Raw genomic sequence first — 24,186 nt, 5'->3', positions numbered from 1 at the left:
AATATCACGAGATGATACATGAACCGGTAGGTCCGGACCGGTTCCGCATCGTGTGGTGACCGATTCGAGCTGCCCGGTTCGAGTGCGTCGAGTACGCAATCCGATCCGAAGGGTGGTGGACGGCATGGCTACCGAGGCCATGAATATGAGCTTGCATCCCGATATCGTGGAGTTGCGGGCCAAGCACGAGAAGTACGAACTGGCCGCGATGGAACCGGCCGCGCAGGTGATCACCGGCCTCATGTTCGTGACCGGGATCTACATGGCGATCTCCCCGTGGGTCGTGGGATTTCACGGCTATTCGACGCTGACCGTGAACAATCTGGTCGTCGGGATCGCTCTGTCGGTATTGGCCCTGGGGTTTGCCTCGATGTATGGGCGGGTGCACGGGATGGGGTGGGCCGCTCCGCTGATCGGGCTGTGGATGATCATTTCCCCGTGGGTCGTCAGTGGCGATGTCGCGCACACCGCGACGATCTGGAGCAACGTGGCCGCCGGGGCGGTCGCCTTCCTCCTCGGGGTGGGGTCCATCGCGTTGGGTATGCGCCGGACCCGTCGGGCCCCCGAACGGTGAGCGACTGCCTCACCGCCGGTCCGACACAGCAAAACTCCCCTGCCCCAACGACTCGCTGAAGTCGCGGGGGAGGGGAGCAGGCGGGCCGGCTCAGCGGCCGCGGCGGGTTTTGAGCAGTTCCAGACGCTCTTGCAGCAGCTCCTCGAGCTCCTCCTTGGAGCGCCGCTCGAGCAGCATGTCCCAGTGGGTGCGCGGGGGCTTGACCTTCTTGGGCTCCTGGGTGGTGCCCTCGATCAGGATGCCTTCCTGACCGTTGCGGCACAGCCAGGTGGGCGGGATCTCGGCGTCGTCGGCGAAGGGCACATCGAACTCCTCGCCGTTGTCGGTCCGGTACCGCGCCACGCGACGCGGTGCCAGGTCGTGGTCCCGGTCGGTCTCGTAGCTCACCGCTCCGAGCCGGCTACCTCGGAGTACGCGATCTGCCATGTGTGCGGTCCTCTCTCAGCCTGTCGGCAACGTTCTACAGGGATATAACGCGCCATACCCAGGTTCAGTTCCCGGCGACGGTCAACCCCTGCATTTTACGGGTTGCCGGCGGCAGGTGAAAATAACCGCCGCACCCGGCGGGTATCGGTGTGCCACGCGTGGGGAGTGTGCCCTGGCCCGTTAGGGTGTCGGGTCATGTCGCGCCGTGTCCTGTCGTCCTGTTCCTGGTGTGGACGGCAGATCGCTGAATCCGAAGTCGGGCGTCGCCGCCGGTACTGTCGGCAATCGTGTCGCCAACGGGCCTATGAACACCGGAAAGGCTTGGAGGGCACCGGAATTCCCGAGGATTCAGTGGTGCTCAGCGCGCAGGAGGCGGGTGATCTGGCCGATCGCTGGTTCGCCGCGCGCTGCGCGGCAGAGGATGTCGCGACCGCGGTCGCCGAGGGCGCGGACCGCGGTGAACTGCTGGAGTTGACCAGCACTCTGGTCACCCTGGCCAAGGACGCGGAGCGGTTGCGATAGCCGCCTCACCCGGCTCGGCCGGCGACCGGTAGCGCCGAGCCGGGATCGGGTGCCGGAGCAGACGGAATTCCGGTTCGCCGCGCGGCCAGCGTGACAACCGTCACCGCAGCGCCGGTGGCCAGGAGCAGTCCGGCGAACGTCAGCAGGGTCGCCTGGTCGGGGTGGATCAGCGGCTGGGCCCGCAGCGCCTGCCACAGCAGCAGGGCGACCAGGCCGGTGTATCCGAGCGCCAGTATGCCGATCAGCCGGGCTCGCACCCGGTCGGTCAGCCAGGGCCGGCGGTGGCCGAGCCGGGCGAGGACCAGTGCGGTGAGGATCAGCACCTGGATGCCGTGCAGACCGGCGAAGTGGGGTATGCGCAGATCGCCGCCGATTGTGCTCCAGTGGACGAGCGGCATATCGCCCACTCCGTCCCGGACCTGCGCGGGGGAGTGCAGTACGGTGTGCCCGGCCCCGAGCCGCACCGGATGTCCCGCGGCGTCGGAGACGATCTGCTCGCCGGTGAACCCCATCAGATAGCCCAGCGCCATGCCGAACACCGCGATCGCCAGACCGGCGTGCACCGCGCGAGCGATCGGCCGGTCCGCGATCCGCTGCCACGAAAGAATCAGCGCGATAACGAGATTCGCGGCGAACAGGCCGGGAACCCCGGAGGCGAACACGATCTGCCCGATCGAGTTGACCGGATCGGATTCGGTGTTGAAGTGACTGAACGTACCGCGTGCGGCCTGCAGCACGATGAACCCGACGTCCACGAAGGCCGTCACGGCGAACAGGCTTCCGAACCATCGGGTGATACGAGATCCCTTGTGCGGGAACGACAGCAGCCAGGCGAGGGTGAGCGTGTAGAGAGCGAAGGCAAGCCCGAACTTCATCGGTTTGAGCCAGACCGATTCGCCCAGGATCGTGCGGTGGTCGAATGCCATGGCGCACAGGGCGAATACGACGAGCCCGGCCATCGCGCACGAGGTCACGAGCAGCGGCCGGTGCGGGCGCCGGGCGGGGGAGGCGGCAACAGCGGTAGTGGTCATATGGCGACGCTATGGCCGCATCGCCCTGCAGCACCTCCCTCGATGGTGCTGTCCGGACGTAATACCGTGGTGCTAGGGGGGTTTCGGGGTTGTCAGCCGACGCGGCGATAGGGGGTGGGCCGCCCGTCGACGCCCGAGCCCGACCAGGAGCGGCTGCGCAACTGCTTGTCGATCGCGTCGATCACCTCGGGCACCGTGATTTCCAGCAGTCCGGGATCGGGGGTGGTGCCGTCGGGATCGCCGGTGTGCCCGGCCCACAGCACCACGTGCCGGCCCAGCAGATGCGGCGGTGGACCGCTCTGATCGGGAGAGGTGGGACCGAACAGCAGGACGGTGCGAGTACCGAACGCGGTCGCCAGATGGGCGACGCCGGTATCACCGCACACCACGAGTTCGGCCTCGGCGACGGTGGCGGACAGTTCGATCAGATTCTGCTGGCCGGCCAGGACGTTGTGCTGCGGCAGTCCGGCGCGGGCCGCGATGCCCAGGGCGATCCCGCGTTCGAACTCGTCGCCGGTGAGCACCACATCACGGTCCTGGACCAGCAGATGCCGGATCACCGCGGCGAAACGCTCGGCCGGCCAGCGCCGGGCCTCGGCGCCCGCGCCGATGTGGATCACCACGCAGTCACGATGGTTCGTGGTGGCGACCGGCGGGACGAGGCCGAGATTGCGGCGGTCGGCGCTGATGCCGGCCGACTCCAGCAGGTAGCACCAGCGATCCACATCGTGCATGTCGGACTGCCACTCCGGGCCGTCCAGATCCGGGAACGCGGCGTTGCGGTAGGTCAGGATCCGAGTCGGATTGGTCTTGGCCAGCTCCACGATGCCCTCGGCGCCCGCGCCGTGCAGATTGACCGCCAGCACCGGCGGATCGCCGTCCCAGCGCATGCTCTCGGCATCCGCCGTGGGCACCATCTCGTCGACCGATGTGATCAGATCCACGATCGGCTTGAGCCGGTGCGGTGCTGCCAACACGATGTGGTCGTGCGGCCGTGCTCGCCGCAGCGCGCGGAGAGCTGGGACCGCGGTGAGTAGATCACCTAGTCCACGTGCGCGCAGCACGAGTACAACCGCCACCCTCTTCTCCTAGCCATTCACCGTCATCCGCCCTGCCTCCCCCGCGCGCGAATCTCGGCAGCGCATGGGCGAAGAGAGCCACTTGGCGATGGTTACCCGGGGTGCAAGACCGCGAAACGCGTATTCACTGCGATATCCGCCCTACCGGATCCGGGTGGGTCTGTCCGCGGGTGCGACCGCGATCTGCCCCGGGGGGGCTGATTTCCAGGACGTCGTGGCCGGATCCGTCCGCAGTCAGCGGGTATGTGCGGCAGCGGGTGTCGGCGTCGTCGACGGGACGGTCGCGGGCAGGTGCCGGTGGTGCGGCGCCATATCCGTATCGCTGTCGGTGTAGCGGTGGAACCAGCCCAAGCGGTCCTGCCAGAACGGATGATCGGCGGTGATCCGGTGCGGGTGGTGCGGATCGTCGTCGCCGCCGAACGCGGCTCCGGCGGCGAAGCCGACGCCGCTGATCAACAGAGCCACCACCACCGCGGTCGCGATCCGCAGCGGAAGTGAGGTGCGCCACCGGGCGCCGAATCGGGCCATGCGGTTGGATCGCGGTGGCGCCCCGGCCATGACTGGATCGGGGTGGGTCGGTGGCGGTGTCGGTGCTGTGTGCTCGATGGGCGTGGTCGCGCTCGGATCCGCCGGTGGGGCGTCCGGCATCGGGTCGGACGGTTCGGAGCTCGCCGCACGGGCAGATGTGTGCTCCCCGTTGCTCTCCTCGTGGGTCATCTGTGTGCCTCGGTGGTCTGTGCCTCGATGATCAGGACATTCGGTTGTCTGGACAGCTTCCGACTGCCCAGCAGGCTACGGGCCCAGCGTTGGATCGATCTGCAAATCGGATGTGGATCTGCTGTGGATTCGCCCGAAGGCCGCCCCGCGAATTTCTACTACTGTGCGTCGTTGACCGTGCCGCGGATGAACTACGCTCTCGTTCCATGACGTTCGTCTTCAATCTGGTGCTGGTGACCCACCTGCTGGGTCTGGCAGCCATCATCGGCGGCTACGCGGCCTCGCCGAGGCGGGTATCCGAGGTTCTGGTGTGGGGCGCGCGGGCGCAGATCATCACCGGACTTGTGCTGTTCGGCATGGCGGATTCGATCCATTCGCTGGACAAGCACGTGATCATGGCGAAGATGATCGTCAAGCTCGTGATCGCGGTCGCGGTGGCGGCGTTCGCCGAGATCGCGCGGGCCGATGCCAAGCGCGACAAGATGATCGGCTGGATGCCGCACGCCGCGGGCTGGCTGGCGATCGTGAACGTCTGCGTCGCGGTGCTCTGGACCTAGTGCGCTCCGGCACGCCGTGCGATGCCGCCCGGTCTGCATCTGTGCACGGCGTGCCGAACGGGGCTTCGCTCAGCTCTCCAACAGCGACTGCCCGATATATCCGCCCGGGCCGGCGATTCCGGGCGGGAGGACGAACACCGCGGACCCGACGGGTGTGGTCCAGGTGTTGAGGGCGTCGAATGCGGCCAGGCGCCGCTGCACCGGGAGATACTGCGCTTCGACGTCGGCCTGATACGCGGCGAACAACAACCCCGAATTCGACACCGCGCCGGGTGCGGGGGATTCGTCGTAGTTGTAGCCGCGGCGCAGGAACCGATCGGTACCACTCGTGTGGTGCGCCCGCGCGATATGCGACGACGGCGGGATCACCGGTATGCCGAAGTTGTCCACGGCCCGGAAATCCGGATCGTCGGACTCGTGGGTTCCGGTCAGCGGAGCGCCGGTGGCGACCCTTCTGCCGACGGACAATTCGCGTCCACCGGTATCCAGGTCGTCCCAGGTGTCGAGGTTCATCGCGATGCGACGCAGCACCAGCGACGTTCCGCCCGCGAGCCACGGCAGCCCGCGGCCGTCGTGCCAGATCAGGCGATCGAAGTCGTCGGTGCCCGCGACCGGGTTCACGGTCCCGTCGACCTGGCCGAACAGGTTGCGCATGGTCTGCCCCGGCGCCGCATCGCGGAATCCGCGCTGCACCCACCGCACCGACACCAGTGAGGTGACCGTCCGGCTCAATGCCCGCACCGCATGCGCGACCGTCGTCGCCTCGTCCGCGCAGATCTGCAACAGCAGATCGCCGTCGCAGTACGCGGGGTCGAGACGATCGATGGTGAAGGCGGGCAGCGGACGCAGCCACGAGGGCCGCGCCGGCTCGACCCCGGCGACGCTGAACAGTCGCGGCCCGAAACCGATCGTCACCGTCAGTCGCGCGGGCCGGGTGGTGAGTTCGGGTTCGGAATCGGCCAGACCAGGTTCGCCCTGGGTGAGCTGGGCCGCGTCCCCGCTCCAGATCTGCAGCAGGCCGATGATGTCCGCGCGGGCGGTGCCGGGTTTCAGGTCGAATCCCAGGTAGGTCACATGCCGCTGCGGCCGCGTCGCGACGCCGCCCTGATGCGGCCCGTAGAACGGTTCGGTCGCCGCGGCGGGATCGTCCTGCCGCACGGAGCGAGCGAAATGCTCCGTCCCCCAAGCTATTCCGGCGGCCCCGGCCGCGACCGCGCCACCACTGAGCAGTCGCCGCCGGGTCAGGCCCGGCTCAGCCACCGTGCGCGGGGGTGGTGGCGGGCGCGTAGTTCTCCCGATTGCCGGAGAAGTCGCGGGCCTGCGCGGTGAACGTGGTACTCGATCCATCGGCGAATTTCACCGTGATCGGCGTCCGCGATCCCGTGCGCAGGGGCGACTTCAAATCCATGAACATCAGGTGGTTGCCGCCCGGGGTGAGCGATGCGGTGCCGTGCGCGGGTACGACCAGCCCACCGGCCATCGGCCGCATCATCGGGGTCCCGCCGTTGTCCACGGTCTCGTGGATCTCCATCCGGGTCGACGCGGGACTGGTCGCGTCGACCACCCGAATCTCCCGGTCCGAGGAGTTGCTGAAATCGGCGAAGGCCGAGGACATTCCGGAATCCGCGGCCTTGATCCACTGATTGCTGATCCTGACCGATGCCGCGTCGCTGGTGGATTCGGTTGTCCCGGAGGAACATCCGGACAGCAGGATCGGCGCCGCGAGCGCCGCGGCCGCGTGGGCACGGGTGAAGGTGAACATGGCAAGGCTCCGTTTCATGGTGATGGTTTCAGAGCCACCGTCCGGACTCCTCGGCCGCGCGGGACCGGGCGTCGGTACCCGGGTCGGCCGTACGCCGACGTGCGCCCGGCTCGTGCACAGCATGCGTGTGCGCGATACCGCCGGCAGTTACAGCCGCTCGCGTGCACCCGGAACAGCCGCGGGTCCGGCATCCGGGACGCGGACCCGACGCGCGGCGAGACGTGCCCGAGCGTGTGCCGCCGAACTCGGGTGTGCCCGCGTGCATCCGCGCGGCACCGGACCGCCGGTCGTGGCTACCGAGATGCGGCCGCGTCCACGCCGGCACGGACAGCGGGTGCCCACCGGGAGGCGTCGTGAACCGGACCTGGCGATGCCGCCGGACCGGAACGACGAATCCGCTTGCCGCCGTGCGGCATCGGTGCCGCAACGGCAGTACCGGACGATCGCGGAACCGCGATCGTCGTGCGCGTCGATATGGGTCAGCAGACGGCGAAATCCGCCGGACGGTGGAAAGTTTCGATGAACGCCCACCTCGGCGGCCCGCGCCGGCCGATGCCCGAGCTGATCAGCAAGCGCCGCGGCGACGTCGGCGGCGCGGCCGGTGTGCAGGCCGAACGGGGTTGTGGTGCAGGAACAGTCGCGATCAACGCGACCAGTACGCGCAGCACGCACGCGTAGATCCGGCGTAGTGCCGCTTCCGCGCCCCGGATCAGCAGTGCGCCGATGGGAACCGCGAGTGCGTGCGCGGCCGGCATTGCCGGGGTGAGCTGTCGGCCGTGACAGTGTTCCGGCGAAATCGCCAGCGCCACATGCCCGATCGCCTGCCCGAGGGCGAGCATCGGCAGCAGTCGCGCCGGCCCCGGGCGCATCGCGGCCGCGACGGTCCCGGTGAGTGCGCAGACCGCGACGAGCAGGACCACCGACGCGGAGGTGAGCGATACCGGCCCGCCGCCGAGCGCATGCGCGCCGATACTCACCGCGCCCGATGCCGCACCGACGCACGCGCCGCGCAGCCGCGCGGCGGGGTCGGTGGGTGATCGCACCGGGATATCGTAACGACCGGACCTCAGGCCTCCGCGGAGGTCTGCGGTTCGATCGGTGGCAGCGTCGCCAGACGATCGAGGATGAGGTCCGCCACGCCCGCCATGCCCGCGGCCGTGGGATGGAAGGGCGCACCCGGATACTGCCGCCCCGGTAGCGGGATATAGCCGTCGGACGTCCACGCGCCGGTGCTGCCGGGCGGGTGGTCCAGACTGGGCGTGCGGGCGTCGATCAATTCCGCTCCGGCGCGGGCGGCGGCCGAGGCGGTATGCGCGGCAAGGGATTCGGCGAATTGGTGGTAATTGCGATCGACCGGGCGATCCTCGTCGGAGACCGGGCCGAGCAGGGACAGATAGTTCACGACCAGAATCCGCGCCCGCGGTGCGCGTTGGGAGATCGTGTTCAGCACCTCGGTCAGGCTCTGTTCGATGGTGTGCAGCCGATGGTTCACAGCCGTCTCGTCGCCCAGGCGCGCGATCGGCGGTATCAGCCGCAACGGCAGGGGTAATCGGTGCGCGACGCGGTACTGGGTGAGCCCGATATCGTTGCCGCCGATGGTCAGCGTGACCAGGTCGGTGCCGGCGTCGACCGCGCGGATCTGCGGCGGCTGACCGTACTGTTGCTCGTGCAAGATGTGTTCGCAGGTGGCGCCGCTGCTGGTGACGTCGGTGAGTTGCAACCGGGCGGCATCGGCGACGAGGTGCGCGTAGTTGTTGCGCGAGCGGCCCGCCAGACGCGGCGCTCCGGGCTCGCGTGGTGCGATCGCCGGACCCGAGGCGAACGAACTGCCCAGTGCCACATACTTTTTACCGTGCCATCGAGTCGACTCCGAATTCGTGCCGGGTCGGCCGTGGTGGAGAATGCCGCTCACCTCCCTGGACGTGCCCCCTCGGGAGGCATCTTGACGCAGTTCGCGGCACGTGTCGAGCCAACGGGACACCGTGGGCTCGGCCGCTACGTCACAGTGTTTCCAGCGCGGCCTGAGTCAAATCATCGGGAAATACGAACCGCCGCAGAGCCCAGTACCGGAACGCCATGGCCAACAGCACGCCCAGGATCTGCCCGGTGATGAAATTCGACAGCGCCTGCGTCGTCGGGCCCACGTGCGGCACGTGGATGTCGAAGATGTACAGCGCGATCGCCTGCGGGATCAGGGTCACGACCACCGCCATCGCGCTGACGCCGAAGAACAGCGCCGCCTCGTGCGCGCGCTGCCGCCCGCCGCGGGTGTTGAACGACCATTCGCGATTGAGGATATAGGAGGCGATGGTCGCGATGAGCACGCCGATCGCGCGGGCGGTGAGTGGCTTGTCCTGCAGGACGGTCAGTTTCAGCGCGTAGACGATCCCGGTATCGATGAACCAGGTGATCGCTCCCACCACGGCGAACTTCATCAGCTCTTGATGCTGGTGAAGACGGGCGAGGTAGCGGTCCGGCACTCGATCCAGTGCGGTCTGCAGCAACGACACGTCGCCACAATAGCCGGACCGCAGCCGTCCGGCACGTGCTGCCGCATCTCGGTGTGGCGACGGCCACCGCCGGGCCGGCGGCGGCCGTGCGCTCAGTTCCCGACGTAGGCGGCCAGATGTTCGCCGGTGAGGGTGGATCGGGCGGCCACGAGGTCGGCGGGCGTGCCCTCGAAGACGATGGTGCCGCCGTCGTGGCCCGCGCCCGGCCCCAGGTCCACGATCCAGTCCGCATGCGCCATGACCGCCTGGTGGTGTTCGACCACGATGACCGATTTCCCGGCGTCGACCAGCCGGTCCAGCAGGGCGAGCAACTGTTCCACATCGGCCAGGTGCAACCCGGTGGTCGGTTCGTCCAGGACGTAGATGCCGCCCTTGTCGCCCATGTGGGTGGCCAGTTTGAGCCGCTGACGTTCACCGCCGGACAGCGTGGTCAACGGCTGTCCCAGGCGCAGGTAGCCGAGCCCGACGTCGGCCAGGTGCCGCAGGATCTTCTGGGCCGCGGGAAGGCGCGCCTCGCCCTCGCCGAAGAATTCCTCGGCCTGCGCCACCGACATCGCGAGCACCTCGCTGATATCGCGACCGCCGAGGTGATAGTCCAGCACCGCGGCCTGATACCGCTTGCCCTCGCATTCCTCGCAGGTGGTCGCGACTCCGGCCATCATCGCCAGGTCGGTGTAGATGACGCCCGCGCCGTTGCAGGCGGGGCACGCGCCCTCCGAATTCGCGCTGAACAGTGCGGGTTTCACGCCGTTGGCCTTCGCGAACGCCTTGCGGATCGGTTCGAGCAGTCCGGTGTAGGTGGCCGGGTTGCTGCGCCGCGAACCGCGGATCGCGCCCTGGTCGACCGAGACCACGCCCGCGTCCGCCGGGATCGACCCGTGCACCAGCGAACTCTTACCCGATCCGGCGACACCGGTCACCACGACGAGCACGCCGAGCGGAATGTCCACATCCACTTTGCGCAGGTTGTTCGCCGTGGCACCGCGAATCTCCAATGCCCCGGTGGGGGTGCGCACGGACGGTTTGACCGCGGCGCGGTCGTCCAGGTGGCGGCCGGTGATGGTGTCGCTGGCCCGCAGTTCGTCGAGGGTGCCCTGGAAGCAGATCGTTCCGCCCTCGGAGCCCGCCCCCGGTCCGAGGTCCACGATGTGATCGGCGATCGCGATGGCCTCGGGTTTGTGCTCGACCACGAGCACGGTGTTGCCCTTGTCCCGCAGGCGCAGCAGCAGCGAATTCATCCGCTCGATATCGTGCGGGTGCAGGCCGATGGTGGGCTCGTCGAAGACGTAGGTGATATCGGTGAGCGAGGAGCCCAGATGACGAATCATCTTGGTGCGCTGGGCTTCTCCGCCGGACAGCGTGCCCGAGGGCCGGTTCGGGCTCAGATATCCCAGGCCGATCTCCACGAAGGAGTCCAGGGTCTCGCGCAGCGATTGCAGCAGCGGGGCTACCGAGGGCTCGTCCAGCTCGCGCACCCACTCGGCGAGGTCGCTGATCTGCATCGCGCACACGTCGGCGATGCTCAGTCCCTTGATCTTCGATGAGCGGGCCGCCTCGCTGAGCCGGGTGCCGTCGCATTCGGGGCAGACGGTGAAGGTTACCGCCCGCTCGACGAAGGCGCGCACATGCGGTTGCAGCGCGTCGACATCCTTGGACAACATCGACTTCTGTATTTTCGGGATCAGGCCCTCGTAGGTGAGGTTGATGCCCTCGACCTTGATCTTGGTCGGCTCCTTGTAGAGCAGATCGTTCAGCTCGCGTTTGGTGTATTTCCGGATCGGCTTGTCCGGATCGAAGAAGCCCGAGCCGATGAAGATTCGCCCGAACCAGCCGTCCATGCTGTAGCCCGGGATGGTGAACGGGCCCTCGCGCAGGGATTTGTTCGCGTCGTAGAGCTGGGTGAGATCGATGTCGTTGACCGAGCCGCGGCCCTCGCATCGCGGGCACATGCCGCCGGTGATGCTGAAACTGCGCCGCTCCCTGGTCGTGCGGCCGGAGCGTTCGACGGTGACCGCGCCCGCACCGCTGATCGAGGCGACATTGAACGAAAAGGCCTGGGGCGAACCGATATGCGGTGTGCCCAAGCGGCTGAACAGGATTCGCAACATGGCGTCGACGTCGGTCGCCGTGCCGACCGTCGAGCGCGGATTCGCACCCATGCGCTGCTGGTCGACGCTGATCGCGGTCGTCAGCCCCTCCAGGACGTCGACCTCGGGCCGTGCCAGCGTCGGCATGAAGCCCTGCACGAACGCGCTGTAGGTCTCGTTGATCAGGCGCTGCGATTCCGCCGCGATCGTGCCGAAGACCAGCGAACTCTTTCCCGAGCCGGAGACGCCGGTGAAGACCGTCAGCCTGCGCTTGGGCAGCTCGACGCTGACGTCTCGCAGATTGTTGACGCGGGCGCCGAGCACGCGGATCACCTCGTGGCTGTCGGCGGCGTGTGGTGCGGGCGGTTGCTCCGGTCGCGCAGGCGTTCTCGCGGCCTCGGTCATCATGTCTCCATCTGTCTGCACGGCCGTACTCGCGGTCCGGAATCGATATGGGCTGGTGCGCGGCGGGTCAGCGCAGTTCCTGGATTCGGACCATATTGCCCGCGGGATCGCGGAAGGCGCAGTCGCGCACGCCGTACGGCTGTTCGGTCGGCTCCTGGACGACCTCCGCGCCGGTGGCCCGGACACGTTCGAAACTGCCGTCCAGATCCTTGGTTGCCATCAGAATGCTGCCGTAGGTGCCCTTCGACATCATCTCGGTGATGGTGCGCCGTTCGTCGTCGGTGATCCCCGGACTGGCCTGCGGCGGGTAGAGCACGACGTTGACGGCCGGCTGGTCGGCGGGACCGACGGTCAGCCAGCGCATCCCGTTGTAACCCACGTCGTTGCGAAGTTCGAAGCCGAGCGCGTCACGGTAGAAGGCCAGGGCGGCATCGGGATCGTTCTGCGGCAGGAAACTCGAGTGAATGGTGATGTCCATGACGATCAGGCTAATTGCGGGTCGGTTACCGAGGCTTCTCGATTCCTGATCGGTCTGGTCACCTGCTTCGCCACACATGAGGGCATGCCCGCGGTGGCGTCGGCCTGTTCGCGGCGGTAGACGCTGGGGGACACGCCGACCAGCTCGCTGAACCGGGTGCTGAACGTGCCCAGTGACGAGCAGCCGACCGCGAAGCAGACCTCGGTGACGCTCAGATCGCCCCGGCGCAGCAGCGCCATCGCGCGCTCGATGCGCCTGGTCATCAGGTAGGAGTACGGCGACTCCCCGTAGGCGAGCCGGAATTGGCGGCTCAGATGCCCGGCCGACATGTGCGCGTCGCGGGCGAGCGCCTCGACGTCGAGCGGTTGTGCGTACTCCCGATCGATCCGGTCGCGCACCCGCCGGAGCCGGGCCAGGTCCTGCAGCCGCTGTTCCTCGGTCGGGGCACTGGTCATGAGCCAGATCGTACGTGCCGATCTCCGAACGCGGGGGCGGTGCGACGTCATCGGTGGGAGGACTCGGTTAGCGTCGGCGGCATGGAACTGCGACGAATCCACCACGCCGCGATCATCGCCTCGGACTACGGCGTGTCCAAGGCGTTCTACACGCAGGTGCTGGGTTTGCGGATAGTGGCGGAGAACTATCGGGCCGAACGGCATTCGCACAAGCTGGACCTGGCACTGCCGGACGGATCGCAGATCGAGCTGTTCACCTTCCCCGACCCGCCCGCCCGGCTCTCGCATCCGGAGGCGCGCGGGTTGCGGCACCTGGCCTTCGCGGTTCCCGATGTGGCGGCCGCGGTGCGCGAGCTGCGGGACAGGGGAGTGCGCACCGAGGAGGTCCGGGTGGACGAGTACACCGGCAAGCCCTTCGCATTCTTCGCCGATCCCGACGGTCTGCCGCTCGAGCTGTACCAGGAGTGAGCGTGGCGGAGCGCGTTTCGGCGACAGGCGTTGCACGATGTTCCGATGACCACAGTGTTGTTGAAAACCTCAGCCGGAGACATCGCCCTGGAGCTCGATGAGACCAAAGCTCCCAAGACGGTCGCGAACTTTGTGGACTATGTCGAATCGGGCCACTACAACGGCACGATCTTCCACCGGGTGATCCCCGGGTTCATGGTTCAAGGCGGCGGACTGACCGCCGATATGAGTCAGAAGCCCGCGCCGAACAAGGTGGAGAACGAAGCGAACAACGGACTGCGCAACGACAAGTACACCGTCGCGATGGCGCGCACCTCCGACCCGCATTCGGCCAGCGCGCAGTTCTTCATCAACACTGCGGGCAACGACTTCCTGAACTACCCGGGCCAGGACGGCTTCGGCTACGCGGTATTCGGCAAGGTGAGCAAGGGGTCGGAGGTGGTCGACGCGATCGAGGGCGTGACGACCACGTCCAAGGCCGGGCATCGGGACGTCCCGGTCGAGCCGATCACCATCGTCTCCGCTCAGGTGGTCTAGCTTCGCGGAACGAATCCTGGGGCCGCTCCGGGCGGTCCCAGGATTTCTCACGCGTCGACGACACGCGGTTCGCGGGCCACCACCGGCGGCAGGACCGACCACGGGAAGTTGATCCAGCGGTCGGTGTGCCGCCACACGTACTCACACGACACCTCCGAGCGCGGCTTCTGGTAGATGACCGCACAGCGCACCTCGGCCACCTTGTCGGCGCAGAAATCGCGCACCAGCCGCAGGGTTGCCCCGGTATCGGCGACGTCATCGGCCACCAGCACCCGCGCCCCCGCCAGATCCACCGCCGAGGGCACCGGCGGCAACATCACCGGCATATCCAGCCGCTGATCCACGCCCGTATAGAACTCCACGTTCATGACATGCAGATTCTTCACGTCCAGCGCATACCCCAGCGCCCCCGCCACGAACAGCCCACCGCGCGCGATGGACAGAATCAGATCGGGCTCGAAACCGTCCCGGGCAACCATCTCGGCCAGCTCTCGGCTCGCGGTGCCGAACAGTTGCCAATCGAGTTCCTCGCGATCGCTCACCAGCCGAGACTAGCCCAGCCGGGCGGTCGCCCGGCCGGTATGTGCGCTGAATGTGGACAGGACGAGCCCCGCAGACGTCGCATGGACGTCAGCGGGCTCGCCGGTTTCTCGGTCGGAACGCGGTTCAGCTGTCGAGTTCGCTGTTCGCTTCTGCTCGGGTGAACGCTTCCCCCATTGTGCGCCAATCGATTTCGACGGCAGCTGGCAGCTCGTCAGATCAAGCGGTGGCCGCCCTCGACGTGCAGGACGGTTCCGGTCATGAATCGGTTGGTCATGACGGCTCGGAACGCGTCGGCGATGTCGTCGGGGAGGCCGATCCGGCCGACGGGTAGCCGGGCGGCCATGGCGGAGAGGCGTTCGTCCTTGGTGTCGGCGGCGAAAAGGTTCCAGATCGGGGTGTCGACCCAGCCGGGGGAGACGGCGTTGACGCGGATCGGCGCGAGTTCCAGGGCCAGAGCGCGGACGAGTCCCTCCAGCGCGGCGTTCACGGTCGCCACGACGGTACCGCCGACGGCCGGGCGGTAGGCGGCGATGCCCGAAGTGACAGTGAGAGATTCGGTGAGCAGCGGTGCGGCGTACTTGGCGACGAGCCACGGTCCGAGCACCTTGGCCTCGACGACGGCCCGCGCATCGGAGAGCGGCAGTCGAGCCAGCGGTCCGTACCCGGCGGACATATCGGCGGCAGTCACGACGACATGGTCCAGCCGCCCGACGTGCTCGATCAGTAACGGGCCGAACAGCTTTCGGACCGAATCTGCACGAGTGACGTCCGCCTGGACGGTGCGCAGCCGGTCGGTCGCGAGTTCGGCGGACACAGCGTCCAGGCGCTGCCCGGACCGGCCGGCGATGGTGACAGCCTGCCCCTCGGCGAGCAGCCTGCGAGTCAACGCCAGCCCCATTCCGGAGCTGCCGCCGATGACGAGCGTGTGCGAAATATCGGTCATGACAACGACTCTGCGATTCGCGCCGTCGCCGCGGGGAGACCGTGCGAGGCCCAGCCCTGCTGGGGCCACCCGGAGGGTGGTGCCGCGGCGCCTGGAACTTTTCAAGTCGGGGACTCGTTGCTTGCCGGGCCGAATGGCGTGTTGAAACTGAAATCGCGGCGGCATGGGAGATCGCGCGGGGCCTGGCCCTGCTGGGGCCACCCCGCAGGCGCGTATGAGGGGCAGACTGGTCGGGTGAGTGAACGGCGGGTATTGGGGGATTTTCTGCGGGTGCGGCGGGGGCGGTTGCGGCCTGAGCAGGTGGGGTTGTCGGCAGGGGTGGGGCGGCGGCAGACGCCGGGGTTGCGGCGGGAGGAAGTTGCGACGCTTGCCGGGTTGAGCGTGGATTACTACACCAGGTTGGAGCAGGGGCGGGATACGAATCCGAGTCCGGCGGTGCTGGATGCGCTCGCGAGGGGGTTGCGGCTCGACGAGGACGAGCGGACGCACCTGTACGACCTGGCTCGGGCGGTGGCGGTGCGGCGGGTGGCTCCGGAGGTGCCGCGGCAGGCGCCGCGGCCGGGGATGATGTTGCTGCTGGAATCGGTGCGGCCGACGCCGGGGCTGATCCTGGATCAGCCGAGTAACGTGCTCGCGGCGAATCCGGAGGCGTTGCGATTGCTGGAGGGTTTGTCGGATTTCGCTGCGGCGGAACGCAATCTGGTGCGGTACGTGTTCACCCATCCGGCCGCGCGGTGGGTTTTCGAGGACCGGGATGCGATGACCCGCGATTGTGTGGCGCATCTGCGCACGGTCCAAGGGCGCGAACCGGATTCACCGGCGCTGCACGCCGTGGTGAGCGGATTGTGTGCCGAGAGCGCCGAATTCGCGGATCTGTGGGCGCACTACGACGTGCGCACCAAACGCGGTGCGACGCGGGTGTTCCGGCATCGCGGGGTGGGGCGGTTCGCTCTGACCTCCGAGATCCTTACCGCACCCGACGGGCAGCGCTTCGTGGTGTTCCAGGCCGCGCCGGGCAGCCCGGACCACGATGCGATGACGCTGCTAGGGATGGTGGACGATGGTGTACCACAGCAGCGCGCAGGTGCCGGCGACGAAAAGTGGTGACACGATCCACGTTTCGACCTTGTTGCCGGTGCGTTCGATGATCGGCACGCAGGTGCGCAGGGTGAAGGGCCAGAACAGACGGCAGCCCCGGTCGGTCAGGCAGTCCCCGGCGAGGTGGGCCAGCGACCCCAGGCCGACGGCGAACGGAAGCCAGGACGGTTTGTCGGCGATCCACTGGTCCATCGCGAAGGTGCCGGCCGCGGCCAGGATGATGATCGTGCCGTAGGACCGGAACCCGTGGCCGGACGGGCACAGATTCAGCGCCCGGACCGCGAGGGCCAGCAGGAAGAACACCAGGCCGAGGGTGAACCAGCGGTGCAGCCAGTGCTCGCCGGCCCAGGTGCCGGCGGTGACGGCGATGACGAAGGCGAACGAGTGGGTGGCGTGCCGGTGTCCGCCGGAGACCTCGGAGATCACCTTGCAGGCCACATGCGAAACCGGGCCGAGCACATGGGAAATGGTGCCGCTGGGATGATCGGCGTCGGGCAGCAGTGCCGCCCCCGCGGTGAGGAAGGTGCCCATCACCAGGTCGACGGTGCCGATGTGTCCGGCCTGGATCGCCGGAAAGGTCAGAATCGAAAGCGGCAGCGCGGCAGCGGCTCCGGCCCACGCGAGGGCGCCGCTGGTCGCATGTGAATGTCCTAGCACCGTCTCGAGGTTAGCCGATCTTGATCGGCGGGTGACGAACGACCGTGGGCGAGCGGGTTTCAACGGATGTGCTCCACGGAATCGGCAGCGGCGCAGGGATGGTCAGGCGCGCTGATGGGGGTGCGGATCTACGATCCGGTTCAGCGCGTTGAGGTCGGCGTCGAGCGCGTAGAACGTGCGCAGGGTGATGGCGAACGCGAAAAGCCCACCGACACAAAGCTCTACGATCGGCCCGATGACGGACTGCTGCTGCTCGGGAGTCAGGAAAACCAGTCCGGCGGGTACGCCGGCCAGCGGCACCGAGGCCGCCACGCCGAGATGGACGCGACTGCGCCGCACCAGGCGGTGCAGGCGGGCGGCCTCCGCGGCGGAGGGTCGTCCGGCGGACACGAGTCCCGGGTAGTACCAGCGCAATACGAAGAAGGTGACCGGAAAATACGTGTACACCACCGCGACCGCGGCCGCGACGACGTGCGAGGCGATCAGGTCGGTGAGCAGGCCCGGCGGTATCGGCCCCAGGCCGTGCAGCCGGATCAGCAGCACCACTCCGGCCGCGAGCCACCCGACGACGGCCACCACCGCGATCCGATCACCGCAGGCGAGCGTACCCGCGCGGGCCTTGGCGAGGGTGGCCTCGTCGAACCGGCGGCCGCGGCGCAGCGCGTCGGGTACCAGGAACACCTGACGACACCAGTAGAGCAGTCCGGCGATACCCAGCGGATAGGCGATGACGGCGACGATCACCCCCAAGCGGGTCATGGTGTCCGCCGCCGCGGCACCGAGTTGCCCGTCGACCAGCCGGATGTTGTGCGCGCCCATGTACATCCCGGCCAGCAACTGGCCGAAGATGCTGGAGACGGTGACCACGGGCATCGGTCGCATACGCAGCCGGGCGCGCAGGCTGTTCGTGGGCGGGTCGATCAGGTCGCGCGCGGTGCGGTCCTGGCTGAGTTCGAGCTGATGGGCCAGCTCCGCGCCGGTGGCGTGGCGGTCGCCGGGATCCGGTGCGAGGCAGGCCAACAGCGCGTGCCGCAGTACCGCGGGGGTGTCCGGCGGCAGCTGATCCTGGTATCGCGGATGGATTCCGGCCGTGCGCCGGTCGATCATCGCCCGCAGCGACTCCGCGGATTCGCCGCAATCGGGCTCGTCGTCGAAAGGGATTGCGCCGGTGAGCAATTCCCATAGGACCACGCCGAGGGCGTAGAGATCGCTGCGGGTGTCCAGATCCGCGGCCGAGGCGGCCAGGCCCGGGTGGATCGCGGCGAGCTGTTCGGGGGACATGTAGGGCAGCGAGCCGCCGAAGTAGGCGACCGGACTCGCGCCCGGTAGGTGGCGGCTGAAACTGATGTTGAAATCCGCGAGTTTGGGCTGGCCGTCCGCGGCGAGCAGGACATTGGCGGGTTTGAGGTCGCGGTGCAGGACCCCGCGCCGGTTGGCGTACTCGAGGGCAGTGGCCAGGCGCGAGCCGATCCAGGCGACGGTCTCGGGCCAGCTGAGCTGTTCGAGTTCGGCACGGGCGGGGGAGCGTTGCGGTTCGAGTATGCCGCTGGTGGTGGTCGCGGCGTCGACCGCCTCCAGCAGCACAGTGCCGTCCCGTCGATCGGCCGGTGTGCGGCGCAGTATGCGCAGCACACCCAGCAGCGTGCCGCCGGGCACGTACTGCATATACATCAGCTTGAGACGCTGGTCGGTGATCTGGCGCTGATCGAAGACCCGCACGATGTGATCGTGGTCGAGCTGGGCGAGGGTCTGCGGTTCGGCGCCGCGGTCGTGCGAGATCTTCACCGCGACCATGCGGCCCAGAGAGCGCTGGCGCGCGAGGAAGACACGGGCGAACGCACCCTTGCCCAGGGGCAGCAGCAGGTCGAAATCATCGACGGTGGCCCCCGGATCGATGGTGTCCAGTGCGTCCAGGGCGGTGGGGTCGGCCAGTACCGTGCTGCGCGGATTGCGGCCCTGCGCCGTGGCCGGTGTCAGCGTGCTCGCCCCGGAATCGGCTGTGATGCGGGCCATCTGGGTGGGGTACTGGTGTCGGTACTCGGCCAGGTCGACCTCGTGCCGGCGGCTGCGCGCGGTGATCTCCTCGTAGATCAGGTCCGGGGGCAGCGGCGCGCCGGCCAGTTCGGGGAAGCGGTCGCGATAGTCGGCCAGGCGCAGGGCGTCGTCGGTGCGCCGCCAGCGCTCGTGCAGGTCGACCTTGATCAGTTCGATCAGTGCCGAGCGGCGCAGGCCGGGGTCCGCGGGCAGGTGGGCGGACAGGTCGGGCGGGGAATCCGCGCCGCGCCACTGGGCCGAGAACCGCGCGACGAGGGTGGTCAACGCTGTCTGCGTCGCCGTTGCGCGATCGGCACCGGGGTCGGGTGCGGTCGCGCCGAGGTGATGTTCCAACGTCGCTCGCTTCGAATGGTGTTGGTCCCGGGCCCGGCCCCGAGGATATTCGATCCCTCGCGCCACTTATCGGTGGTTGGAAGACACCGTTACTCGCGCCGGGATTTCCGTCCCGCGTATCTGGCATTAGCTGACGATAGTGAGATACGCTCCGGGACAAGACGTTCGACAACGGAAGGGGCCCCGCTGTGTCCACAGCCTCGGCGGTCAAGGTGCAGATTCAGACGATCGGAGCGGGATTCATGTTCTCCCGCGAGGCCAAGGCGTTCGGCGCCGCGGCCGGAGCCACCGGGTTCCTCGGACCGTATACCCGCGGGCGCGGCGGCGTCCTCGGCGACGTCGACGCCGATGTGGTGACTTCCGCATTCGGCTTCTTCCCGGCCGAGACCATTCGCACGGCATGGGAGTCGCTGGACATCCCCGCGGAGAAGGCGGCGGCCGGCTATCTGGGGGTGTGCCAGGATTTCGGGCGGCGCAAACTGGGCGGATTCGAGCGCGCCGGGCGACTGGCCGAACTGCTGGCCCCCGTGGCCGCGGCGGCGGATCCGGCAGGGGCGGCCCTGTTCGCGGGCTGGCGCGCGCTGCCGCTCGCGGGCGATGGCCCGGCCCGGGCGATGCAGTTGATCCAGGTGCTGCGCGAGCTGCGCGGCGGGCTGCATCTACTGGCCGTGCGGGCCGTCGGGCTGACCCCGCAGCAGGCGGTACTCATCGGCGGCTCGCCGCGCAACAGCGGCGTCGATCAGGCGCGCGAGTTCGGCTGGCCCGAGCCGTACCAGGAGATCACCCCCGAGTTGCGGCAGCGGTGGGACAGGGCCGAGGCGCTGACCGACGAGTTGATCGCCCCGGCGTTCGCGGTCTTGGACGACGGCCAGGGTGCGGAGCTGGCAGAATTGCTCACGACGGCACAGGGTTTGGTCTACAACCGCTGAACCGCGCCGCGGCCGGGGCCGGTTGAGATCGCTGTTGCCGCGGATCGGCGGCGAGCGGCGGGAAGGTGATCGTCTGTGGCGAATGCCGCCAATCACCTTCCCGCGCAGGTATTTTCGCGCCGATCAGCGCAGGGCCGGGATGACTTCGCGTTCGAACAGTTCGATGCCGGAGGTGTCGTAGGCGGCCTCGGGGAAGTTGAGGATCGCGTAGCCCAGGCCCAGATCCCGCAGGGCGCTGAGCTTTTCGGTGATCTGATCCGGCGTGCCGTGGGTGATGGCCTTGTCGATCCAGGTGGTGGCCGCCTCCTGCCCGAGAACCGGAGCCAGGCGCGTGTGCAGTGCGCTGAGTCTGTCCTGGATCTCGGCCTCGTTCGCGCCGGTGACCACGGTGGTGTTGGCGCTGCGCACGATCGCGTCGAAATCGGTGCCGACCTCGGCGCAATGCCCGCGCAGCAGTTCGGATTTGCGCGCGAAATCCTCGCCGCTGAAATTGGTGTACTGCGCGTACTTCGCGGCGATCCGCAGCGTCACCTTCTCCCCGCCGCCGGCGATCCAGAGCGGAATTCCGCCCTCCTGCAACGGAAGCGGCCGCACGATCGCACCGTCGACCTGATAGTGCTTACCGTCCAGCGTGGCCTCGCCGGTGGTCCACGCCTGCCGGAAGATCTGCACGCCCTCGTCCAGCCGGGCCAGGCGCTCACCGGCGGTGGGGAAGCCGTATCCGTATGCGCGCCATTCGTGTTCGTACCATCCCGCGCCGATGCCCATCTCGACCCGGCCGCCGGAGATGATGTCCACCGTGGCCGCGACCTTGGCCAGGTAGGCCGGGTTGCGGTAGCTCATCGCGGTACACATCTGGCCGAGCCGGATCCGTTCGGTGCTCGCCGCGAACGCGGACATCAGCGTCCACGCCTCGTGGGTCGCCTCGGTGGTCGGGACCGGCACGGTGTGGAAGTGGTCGAATACCCACAGCGACTCCCAGTCCGGGTTGGCGTCGGCCCGGCGGGCCAGATCTCGCATCACCGTCCACTGTGCCGCGGGGTCGATGCCGACCAGGTCGAGCCGCCAGCCCTGAGGGATGAAGATGCCGAAGCGCACGGTCTAACTCCTTCGCGTCCGTGGGGTCCGGAATGGGCCCCGGCCGCGACGGGTCGCGCCGCGGCACCGAATCCACTGTGGTGGGTCGGTGCCGGGTCGGCAACTTCTGGGCTGATTGCCGGCTCGGCGGAACCGTGGCCGAACCGGCGATCGGTCGATCAGTCGTCGCTCGGCGCGGCTCTCGGCCAGGACCGGCCGCTGCTGGGCAGAGCGGCCGGATCAGTCGTCAGCACACGGGATTTCGCCGCGGACGGCACGGCGAGGGCGGCCTCGGCCTCGGCGGTGCCGCGCTCGTCCAGTTCGGCGACGCCGACCAGCACGATCAACATCATGGTCACCAGCGTGACGGTCATGATCAGTGGCGTGAGCAGCTGCACCGGATCGACGCCGCTGCCGCTCATCGCCATATCGTGACCGGTGGAACGCTCCGCGGACATCGAGGCCATCCCGGTGTAGTGCATACCGCACACCGCCAGGCCCATGATCATGGCCGCGCCGAACGTGGCCGCCAGGCCCTGCACGTGCAGCATGAACCACAGTGCCGCGGTCGCCGCGACGACCGCGATGACCACCGACAACAGCACCACCGAGAGGCTGTAGTGCATCGCGACGTCCGCCTGCATCGCGAACATGCCCATGTAGTGCATGCCCGCGACACCGAGCCCGGTGACCGCGCCGCCGATCGGCAACGCCAGGACCTCGCGCCGCCAGCGTACGACCAGCGACAGTCCGACCCACACCACCACGATCGCGACGACCGCGCTGACCAGCGTCAGCGGCAAGTTGTATCGAATGCTCGCTCCGTGAATGGAAAAGCCCAGCATGGCGGTGAAATGCATGACCCAGATGCCGGCGCCGCCGAGCGAGATCGCCGCGGCGACCAGCCAGCCGCCGGGACGTTTCGAGTCACGGGCGTGGAAGGCGCACCGCAGTCCGAGCACCGAACCGATGACGGACATGACGTACGCCAAGGCCGGGGTCACCCAGCCGTAGCTGAAGTAGTCGAGTTCTAGCACGTGACACTTCCAAACTTCCTGAACAAGCGATCTCGGGGACCATAGTTCAACTCGACGGGTATGTGAAGCTGATCGTTTACCCGAGTAGGTACGCCGGTGTGACCATCGGGCGGACGTTGTAGACGAAGTTCTGCCGCAACTCGTGGTAGGACTCGTTCGGGGCGAAGAAATTGCGGTGCATCTGTGTCAACTCCTCTTCCCGGTATGCGGCAAGGGGTTTGGCGGCCTCGTCGGCCGCGCGGCGTTGTTTCTTGGCCAGCAAACGCTCGGCCAGTTCCGGTGCGGCGGCCAGGGCGGCGGCCTCCTGCCGCGCCCAGGTCCAGAAGTCCTCGGCGGTGCCCGCGACGGCGTGGTCGGCCAGGCCCAGGGTCACCGCCTCGCGCGCGCCGACCGGCAGGGGAGTGCTGGTGAGGCGGGCGGCCTCGGCGGCACCGACGCGACGCGGCAGCGAATAGGTCCAGTACTCCGAGCCGTACAGCCCCATCAGCCGGTAGTGCGGGTTGAGCACCACCGATTCGCGGCACCAGACCTCGTCGGCGGCCAGGGCCAGCATCACCCCGCCTGCCGCGGCGTTGCCGGTCAGCGCGGAGATGACCAGCTTGTCGGTCGTGGTGAGGATGGCTTCGACCAGGTCGTCCATGGCCGTGATGTTGCGCCAGGACTCCTGTGCCGGGTCGGCCGCGGCCTCGATGACGTTGAGGTGGATGCCGTTGGAGAAGAAGTCCCGGGCCGGGCCCAGGACCAGGACGTCCACCGGGCGGCGGGCGGCGTGGCGGTAGGCGTCGAGCAGCCGGCGGCACTGCCGGGTGTCCATCGCGCCTCCGGCGAAAGCGAATTCGAGGTAGCCGACCCCGGCCTCCTCGCGATAGCGCAGTTCTGACCAGGTGTCGCGCTCGGCGGCCTCGGCCGGGGTGATCGGCGCCTCGGGGACGTCGGTCAGTTCGGCGGCCAGCACGTCTGCGGCGGGGCGTTTGAAGGTGGCCGGGCCGCCGGGGACCCGGCGCGGGCGCAGCTGCGGAATCCACACCGCGCCATCGACGGTCGCGCGGCAGATCGCGCCGTCGCGGGTCGCGATGACGGTGCCGGGCACACCGCGCAACCGGTCCTCGTTGTGACCGCCGTGCAGGAAGTACTCGCTGCCGAACAGCACGTCCACGACGCCGGGCTGGGAGTCGGCGGCGCGCAGCTTGCGCAGGATCGCCGTGGTGCTCTCGGTGGACCAGTCGATCCGGCGGAACTGTTGCGAGTGGTACGGGCGCAGCTGTCCGCGCACGTCGGGGCGCGAATAGTCCAGTGGTTCGGGCTCGTGGCCGCCGGCGAAACGTTCCACGGCCAGCAGTACCGCGCGCACGGCGGCATCGGCGGCCTCGTTGCGGTACAGCTCGCTCTTGCCGCAGTCGGCGACCGGGAACGGGACGCTCGCCCAGATCGGGCCCGCGTCCATTTCGGCTACGGCCTGCAGGACGGTCACGCCCCATTCGGTGGCGCCCTCGGCGATGGCCCAGTCCAGCGAGGAGGGGCCGCGATCGCCCATCGGCCCGGGATGCACGATCAGCACCGGGTACCGGGTCCAGATGTCCTCCGGGATCGCGGTGGTGAGCATCGGGGCCAGGATCAGATCGGGCCGGAAGGACTCAACCCGCGCTCGCAGCAGATCGTCGCCCAGGGCCAGTTCGACCCCGATGTGGTGTCTTTCCCGCAGTTCGGTGTGAACGCGCTGGGTAAGACTGTTGAATGCGCTGGCGACCAGCAGGATGCGCACGGTGCTCCTCCATCAGGGATGTTTCGGGAACCGCACCACGAGCGGGTGGTGGTTCAGTCCGAAACTAGCCAAGTGAGGGCCCGGACGCATCTTTGCGAATGCCATTGAGCATCCGATCCGACTGTAGGCCGCCGCGTTGAGTTG

General features: G+C 68.3%; 26 protein-coding genes. 7 read left to right on the top strand and 19 right to left on the bottom strand.

What is annotated here, in order from left to right:
* Positions 1-124 precede the first annotated feature (124 nt).
* Positions 125-574, top strand: coding sequence for an SPW repeat protein (locus AC5WS7_RS08950; protein WP_495953941.1), 450 nt, complete (start codon positions 125-127; stop codon positions 572-574).
* A gap of 90 nt (positions 575-664) precedes the next feature.
* Here AC5WS7_RS08950 and AC5WS7_RS08945 read toward each other — a convergent pair whose 3' ends face one another.
* Entirely contained in the window at positions 665-1,000 is a 336-nt protein-coding gene (locus tag AC5WS7_RS08945) for an RNA polymerase-binding protein RbpA (RefSeq protein ID WP_030517018.1), read from the bottom strand.
* 195 nt (positions 1,001-1,195) lie between these two features.
* Here AC5WS7_RS08945 and AC5WS7_RS08940 point away from each other — a divergent pair, with 195 nt between their 5' ends.
* Complete coding sequence (locus AC5WS7_RS08940) at positions 1,196-1,522, top strand: hypothetical protein (protein WP_495953940.1); 327 nt, start codon at positions 1,196-1,198, stop codon at positions 1,520-1,522.
* 5 nt (positions 1,523-1,527) lie between these two features.
* Here the strand turns inward: AC5WS7_RS08940 and AC5WS7_RS08935 are convergent, their stop codons facing one another.
* The 3 genes from AC5WS7_RS08935 to AC5WS7_RS08925 form a co-directional block, all read right to left on the bottom strand.
* Positions 1,528-2,553: a hypothetical protein gene (locus AC5WS7_RS08935; protein ID WP_495953939.1), complete on the bottom strand. Its 1,026-nt coding sequence runs from the start codon at positions 2,551-2,553 to the stop codon at positions 1,528-1,530.
* 92 nt (positions 2,554-2,645) lie between these two features.
* Positions 2,646-3,632 (bottom strand): glycosyltransferase family 9 protein, encoded by a 987-nt coding sequence (locus AC5WS7_RS08930; protein WP_495953938.1) that lies wholly within the window; start codon positions 3,630-3,632, stop codon positions 2,646-2,648.
* 234 nt (positions 3,633-3,866) lie between these two features.
* Positions 3,867-4,190: a hypothetical protein gene (locus AC5WS7_RS08925; protein ID WP_495953937.1), complete on the bottom strand. Its 324-nt coding sequence runs from the start codon at positions 4,188-4,190 to the stop codon at positions 3,867-3,869.
* A 365-nt stretch (positions 4,191-4,555) separates the two neighbouring features.
* On the opposite strand from AC5WS7_RS08925, the gene AC5WS7_RS08920 reads away from it, so the two are divergent.
* On the top strand, positions 4,556-4,906 hold the full coding sequence (locus tag AC5WS7_RS08920) for a hypothetical protein (protein ID WP_040824124.1): 351 nt from the start codon (positions 4,556-4,558) through the stop codon (positions 4,904-4,906).
* 69 nt (positions 4,907-4,975) lie between these two features.
* Here AC5WS7_RS08920 and AC5WS7_RS08915 read toward each other — a convergent pair whose 3' ends face one another.
* The 8 genes from AC5WS7_RS08915 to AC5WS7_RS08880 all read right to left on the bottom strand — a co-directional run bounded on the left by AC5WS7_RS08915 (position 4,976) and on the right by AC5WS7_RS08880 (position 12,603).
* Entirely contained in the window at positions 4,976-6,166 is a 1,191-nt protein-coding gene (locus tag AC5WS7_RS08915; RefSeq protein WP_495953936.1) for a Dyp-type peroxidase, read from the bottom strand.
* On the bottom strand, positions 6,159-6,668 hold the full coding sequence (locus AC5WS7_RS08910) for a copper chaperone PCu(A)C (RefSeq protein ID WP_495953935.1): 510 nt from the start codon (positions 6,666-6,668) through the stop codon (positions 6,159-6,161). Before AC5WS7_RS08910 ends, AC5WS7_RS08915 begins: the two co-directional genes overlap by 8 nt.
* Before the next feature lie 479 nt (positions 6,669-7,147).
* Positions 7,148-7,711 carry a hypothetical protein gene (locus AC5WS7_RS08905; RefSeq protein WP_495953934.1) on the bottom strand — a complete coding sequence of 188 codons (564 nt, stop codon included), beginning with the start codon at positions 7,709-7,711 and terminating at the stop codon, positions 7,148-7,150.
* Positions 7,712-7,734: 23 nt separating this feature from the next.
* Complete coding sequence (locus AC5WS7_RS08900) at positions 7,735-8,508, bottom strand: SGNH/GDSL hydrolase family protein (RefSeq protein WP_495953933.1); 774 nt, start codon at positions 8,506-8,508, stop codon at positions 7,735-7,737.
* 160 nt (positions 8,509-8,668) lie between these two features.
* Complete coding sequence (locus tag AC5WS7_RS08895) at positions 8,669-9,178, bottom strand: GtrA family protein (protein WP_495953932.1); 510 nt, start codon at positions 9,176-9,178, stop codon at positions 8,669-8,671.
* Positions 9,179-9,270: 92 nt separating this feature from the next.
* Positions 9,271-11,670: an ATP-binding cassette domain-containing protein gene (locus AC5WS7_RS08890; RefSeq protein WP_495953931.1), complete on the bottom strand. Its 2,400-nt coding sequence runs from the start codon at positions 11,668-11,670 to the stop codon at positions 9,271-9,273.
* A gap of 67 nt (positions 11,671-11,737) precedes the next feature.
* Positions 11,738-12,148 carry a VOC family protein gene (locus AC5WS7_RS08885; RefSeq protein ID WP_495953930.1) on the bottom strand — a complete coding sequence of 137 codons (411 nt, stop codon included), beginning with the start codon at positions 12,146-12,148 and terminating at the stop codon, positions 11,738-11,740.
* Positions 12,149-12,153: 5 nt separating this feature from the next.
* Complete coding sequence (locus AC5WS7_RS08880) at positions 12,154-12,603, bottom strand: helix-turn-helix transcriptional regulator (RefSeq protein WP_495953929.1); 450 nt, start codon at positions 12,601-12,603, stop codon at positions 12,154-12,156.
* 81 nt (positions 12,604-12,684) lie between these two features.
* On the opposite strand from AC5WS7_RS08880, the gene gloA2 reads away from it, so the two are divergent.
* Both gloA2 and AC5WS7_RS08870 read left to right on the top strand, forming a co-directional pair.
* Entirely contained in the window at positions 12,685-13,071 is a 387-nt protein-coding gene (gloA2, locus tag AC5WS7_RS08875; RefSeq protein WP_495953928.1) for an SMU1112c/YaeR family gloxylase I-like metalloprotein, read from the top strand.
* A 45-nt stretch (positions 13,072-13,116) separates the two neighbouring features.
* On the top strand, positions 13,117-13,608 hold the full coding sequence (locus tag AC5WS7_RS08870) for a peptidylprolyl isomerase (protein ID WP_495953927.1): 492 nt from the start codon (positions 13,117-13,119) through the stop codon (positions 13,606-13,608).
* 47 nt (positions 13,609-13,655) lie between these two features.
* Here the strand turns inward: AC5WS7_RS08870 and AC5WS7_RS08865 are convergent, their stop codons facing one another.
* Both AC5WS7_RS08865 and AC5WS7_RS08860 read right to left on the bottom strand, forming a co-directional pair.
* Positions 13,656-14,153, bottom strand: a complete 498-nt coding sequence (locus AC5WS7_RS08865; RefSeq protein ID WP_495954510.1) for a phosphoribosyltransferase — start codon at positions 14,151-14,153, stop codon at positions 13,656-13,658.
* Between the two features lie 209 nt (positions 14,154-14,362).
* Entirely contained in the window at positions 14,363-15,094 is a 732-nt protein-coding gene (locus tag AC5WS7_RS08860) for an SDR family oxidoreductase (protein WP_495953926.1), read from the bottom strand.
* Between the two features lie 234 nt (positions 15,095-15,328).
* Between AC5WS7_RS08860 and AC5WS7_RS08855 the strand changes: the two genes are divergently transcribed.
* The gene (locus AC5WS7_RS08855) at positions 15,329-16,201 is read left to right on the top strand and encodes a helix-turn-helix transcriptional regulator (RefSeq protein ID WP_495953925.1); all 873 of its coding nucleotides are present in this window, start codon (positions 15,329-15,331) and stop codon (positions 16,199-16,201) included.
* On the opposite strand, the gene AC5WS7_RS08850 is transcribed toward AC5WS7_RS08855, so the two are convergent.
* Both AC5WS7_RS08850 and AC5WS7_RS08845 read right to left on the bottom strand, forming a co-directional pair.
* Positions 16,139-16,849 (bottom strand): metal-dependent hydrolase, encoded by a 711-nt coding sequence (locus AC5WS7_RS08850; protein WP_495953924.1) that lies wholly within the window; start codon positions 16,847-16,849, stop codon positions 16,139-16,141. The genes AC5WS7_RS08855 and AC5WS7_RS08850 overlap by 63 nt on opposite strands.
* A 102-nt stretch (positions 16,850-16,951) precedes the next feature.
* Positions 16,952-19,237, bottom strand: a complete 2,286-nt coding sequence (locus tag AC5WS7_RS08845; RefSeq protein ID WP_495953923.1) for a serine/threonine-protein kinase — start codon at positions 19,235-19,237, stop codon at positions 16,952-16,954.
* A 188-nt stretch (positions 19,238-19,425) separates the two neighbouring features.
* Here AC5WS7_RS08845 and AC5WS7_RS08840 point away from each other — a divergent pair, with 188 nt between their 5' ends.
* Positions 19,426-20,166, top strand: a complete 741-nt coding sequence (locus AC5WS7_RS08840; protein WP_495953922.1) for an SCO6745 family protein — start codon at positions 19,426-19,428, stop codon at positions 20,164-20,166.
* Between the two features lie 123 nt (positions 20,167-20,289).
* On the opposite strand, the gene AC5WS7_RS08835 is transcribed toward AC5WS7_RS08840, so the two are convergent.
* The 3 genes from AC5WS7_RS08835 to AC5WS7_RS08825 form a co-directional block, all read right to left on the bottom strand.
* On the bottom strand, positions 20,290-21,264 hold the full coding sequence (locus tag AC5WS7_RS08835) for an LLM class F420-dependent oxidoreductase (RefSeq protein WP_495953921.1): 975 nt from the start codon (positions 21,262-21,264) through the stop codon (positions 20,290-20,292).
* A gap of 158 nt (positions 21,265-21,422) precedes the next feature.
* Positions 21,423-22,280, bottom strand: a complete 858-nt coding sequence (locus AC5WS7_RS08830; RefSeq protein WP_495953920.1) for an MHYT domain-containing protein — start codon at positions 22,278-22,280, stop codon at positions 21,423-21,425.
* A gap of 76 nt (positions 22,281-22,356) precedes the next feature.
* Complete coding sequence (locus tag AC5WS7_RS08825; RefSeq protein WP_495953919.1) at positions 22,357-24,042, bottom strand: hydrogenase maturation protein; 1,686 nt, start codon at positions 24,040-24,042, stop codon at positions 22,357-22,359.
* Positions 24,043-24,186: the final 144 nt, after the last annotated feature.

The sequence above is a fragment of the Nocardia sp. PLKS1-43 genome (assembly GCF_059510335.1).
This window is presented reverse-complemented; position numbering and strand designations above follow the sequence as displayed.

What these genes read in the sequence shown, in the direction of transcription:
- AC5WS7_RS08910 (WP_495953935.1), bottom strand. Translation starts at nt 6,668, where the DNA reads ATGTTCACCTTCACCCGTGCCCACGCGGCCGCGGCGCTCGCGGCGCCG.
- AC5WS7_RS08935 (WP_495953939.1), bottom strand. Translation starts at nt 2,553, where the DNA reads ATGACCACTACCGCTGTTGCCGCCTCCCCCGCCCGGCGCCCGCACCGG.
- gloA2 (WP_495953928.1), top strand. Translation starts at nt 12,685, where the DNA reads ATGGAACTGCGACGAATCCACCACGCCGCGATCATCGCCTCGGACTAC.
- AC5WS7_RS08870 (WP_495953927.1), top strand. Translation starts at nt 13,117, where the DNA reads ATGACCACAGTGTTGTTGAAAACCTCAGCCGGAGACATCGCCCTGGAG.
- AC5WS7_RS08920 (WP_040824124.1), top strand. Translation starts at nt 4,556, where the DNA reads ATGACGTTCGTCTTCAATCTGGTGCTGGTGACCCACCTGCTGGGTCTG.
- AC5WS7_RS08925 (WP_495953937.1), bottom strand. Translation starts at nt 4,190, where the DNA reads ATGGCCGGGGCGCCACCGCGATCCAACCGCATGGCCCGATTCGGCGCC.
- AC5WS7_RS08860 (WP_495953926.1), bottom strand. Translation starts at nt 15,094, where the DNA reads ATGACCGATATTTCGCACACGCTCGTCATCGGCGGCAGCTCCGGAATG.
- AC5WS7_RS08945 (WP_030517018.1), bottom strand. Translation starts at nt 1,000, where the DNA reads ATGGCAGATCGCGTACTCCGAGGTAGCCGGCTCGGAGCGGTGAGCTAC.
- AC5WS7_RS08940 (WP_495953940.1), top strand. Translation starts at nt 1,196, where the DNA reads ATGTCGCGCCGTGTCCTGTCGTCCTGTTCCTGGTGTGGACGGCAGATC.
- AC5WS7_RS08880 (WP_495953929.1), bottom strand. Translation starts at nt 12,603, where the DNA reads ATGACCAGTGCCCCGACCGAGGAACAGCGGCTGCAGGACCTGGCCCGG.
- AC5WS7_RS08950 (WP_495953941.1), top strand. Translation starts at nt 125, where the DNA reads ATGGCTACCGAGGCCATGAATATGAGCTTGCATCCCGATATCGTGGAG.
- AC5WS7_RS08885 (WP_495953930.1), bottom strand. Translation starts at nt 12,148, where the DNA reads ATGGACATCACCATTCACTCGAGTTTCCTGCCGCAGAACGATCCCGAT.
- AC5WS7_RS08890 (WP_495953931.1), bottom strand. Translation starts at nt 11,670, where the DNA reads ATGACCGAGGCCGCGAGAACGCCTGCGCGACCGGAGCAACCGCCCGCA.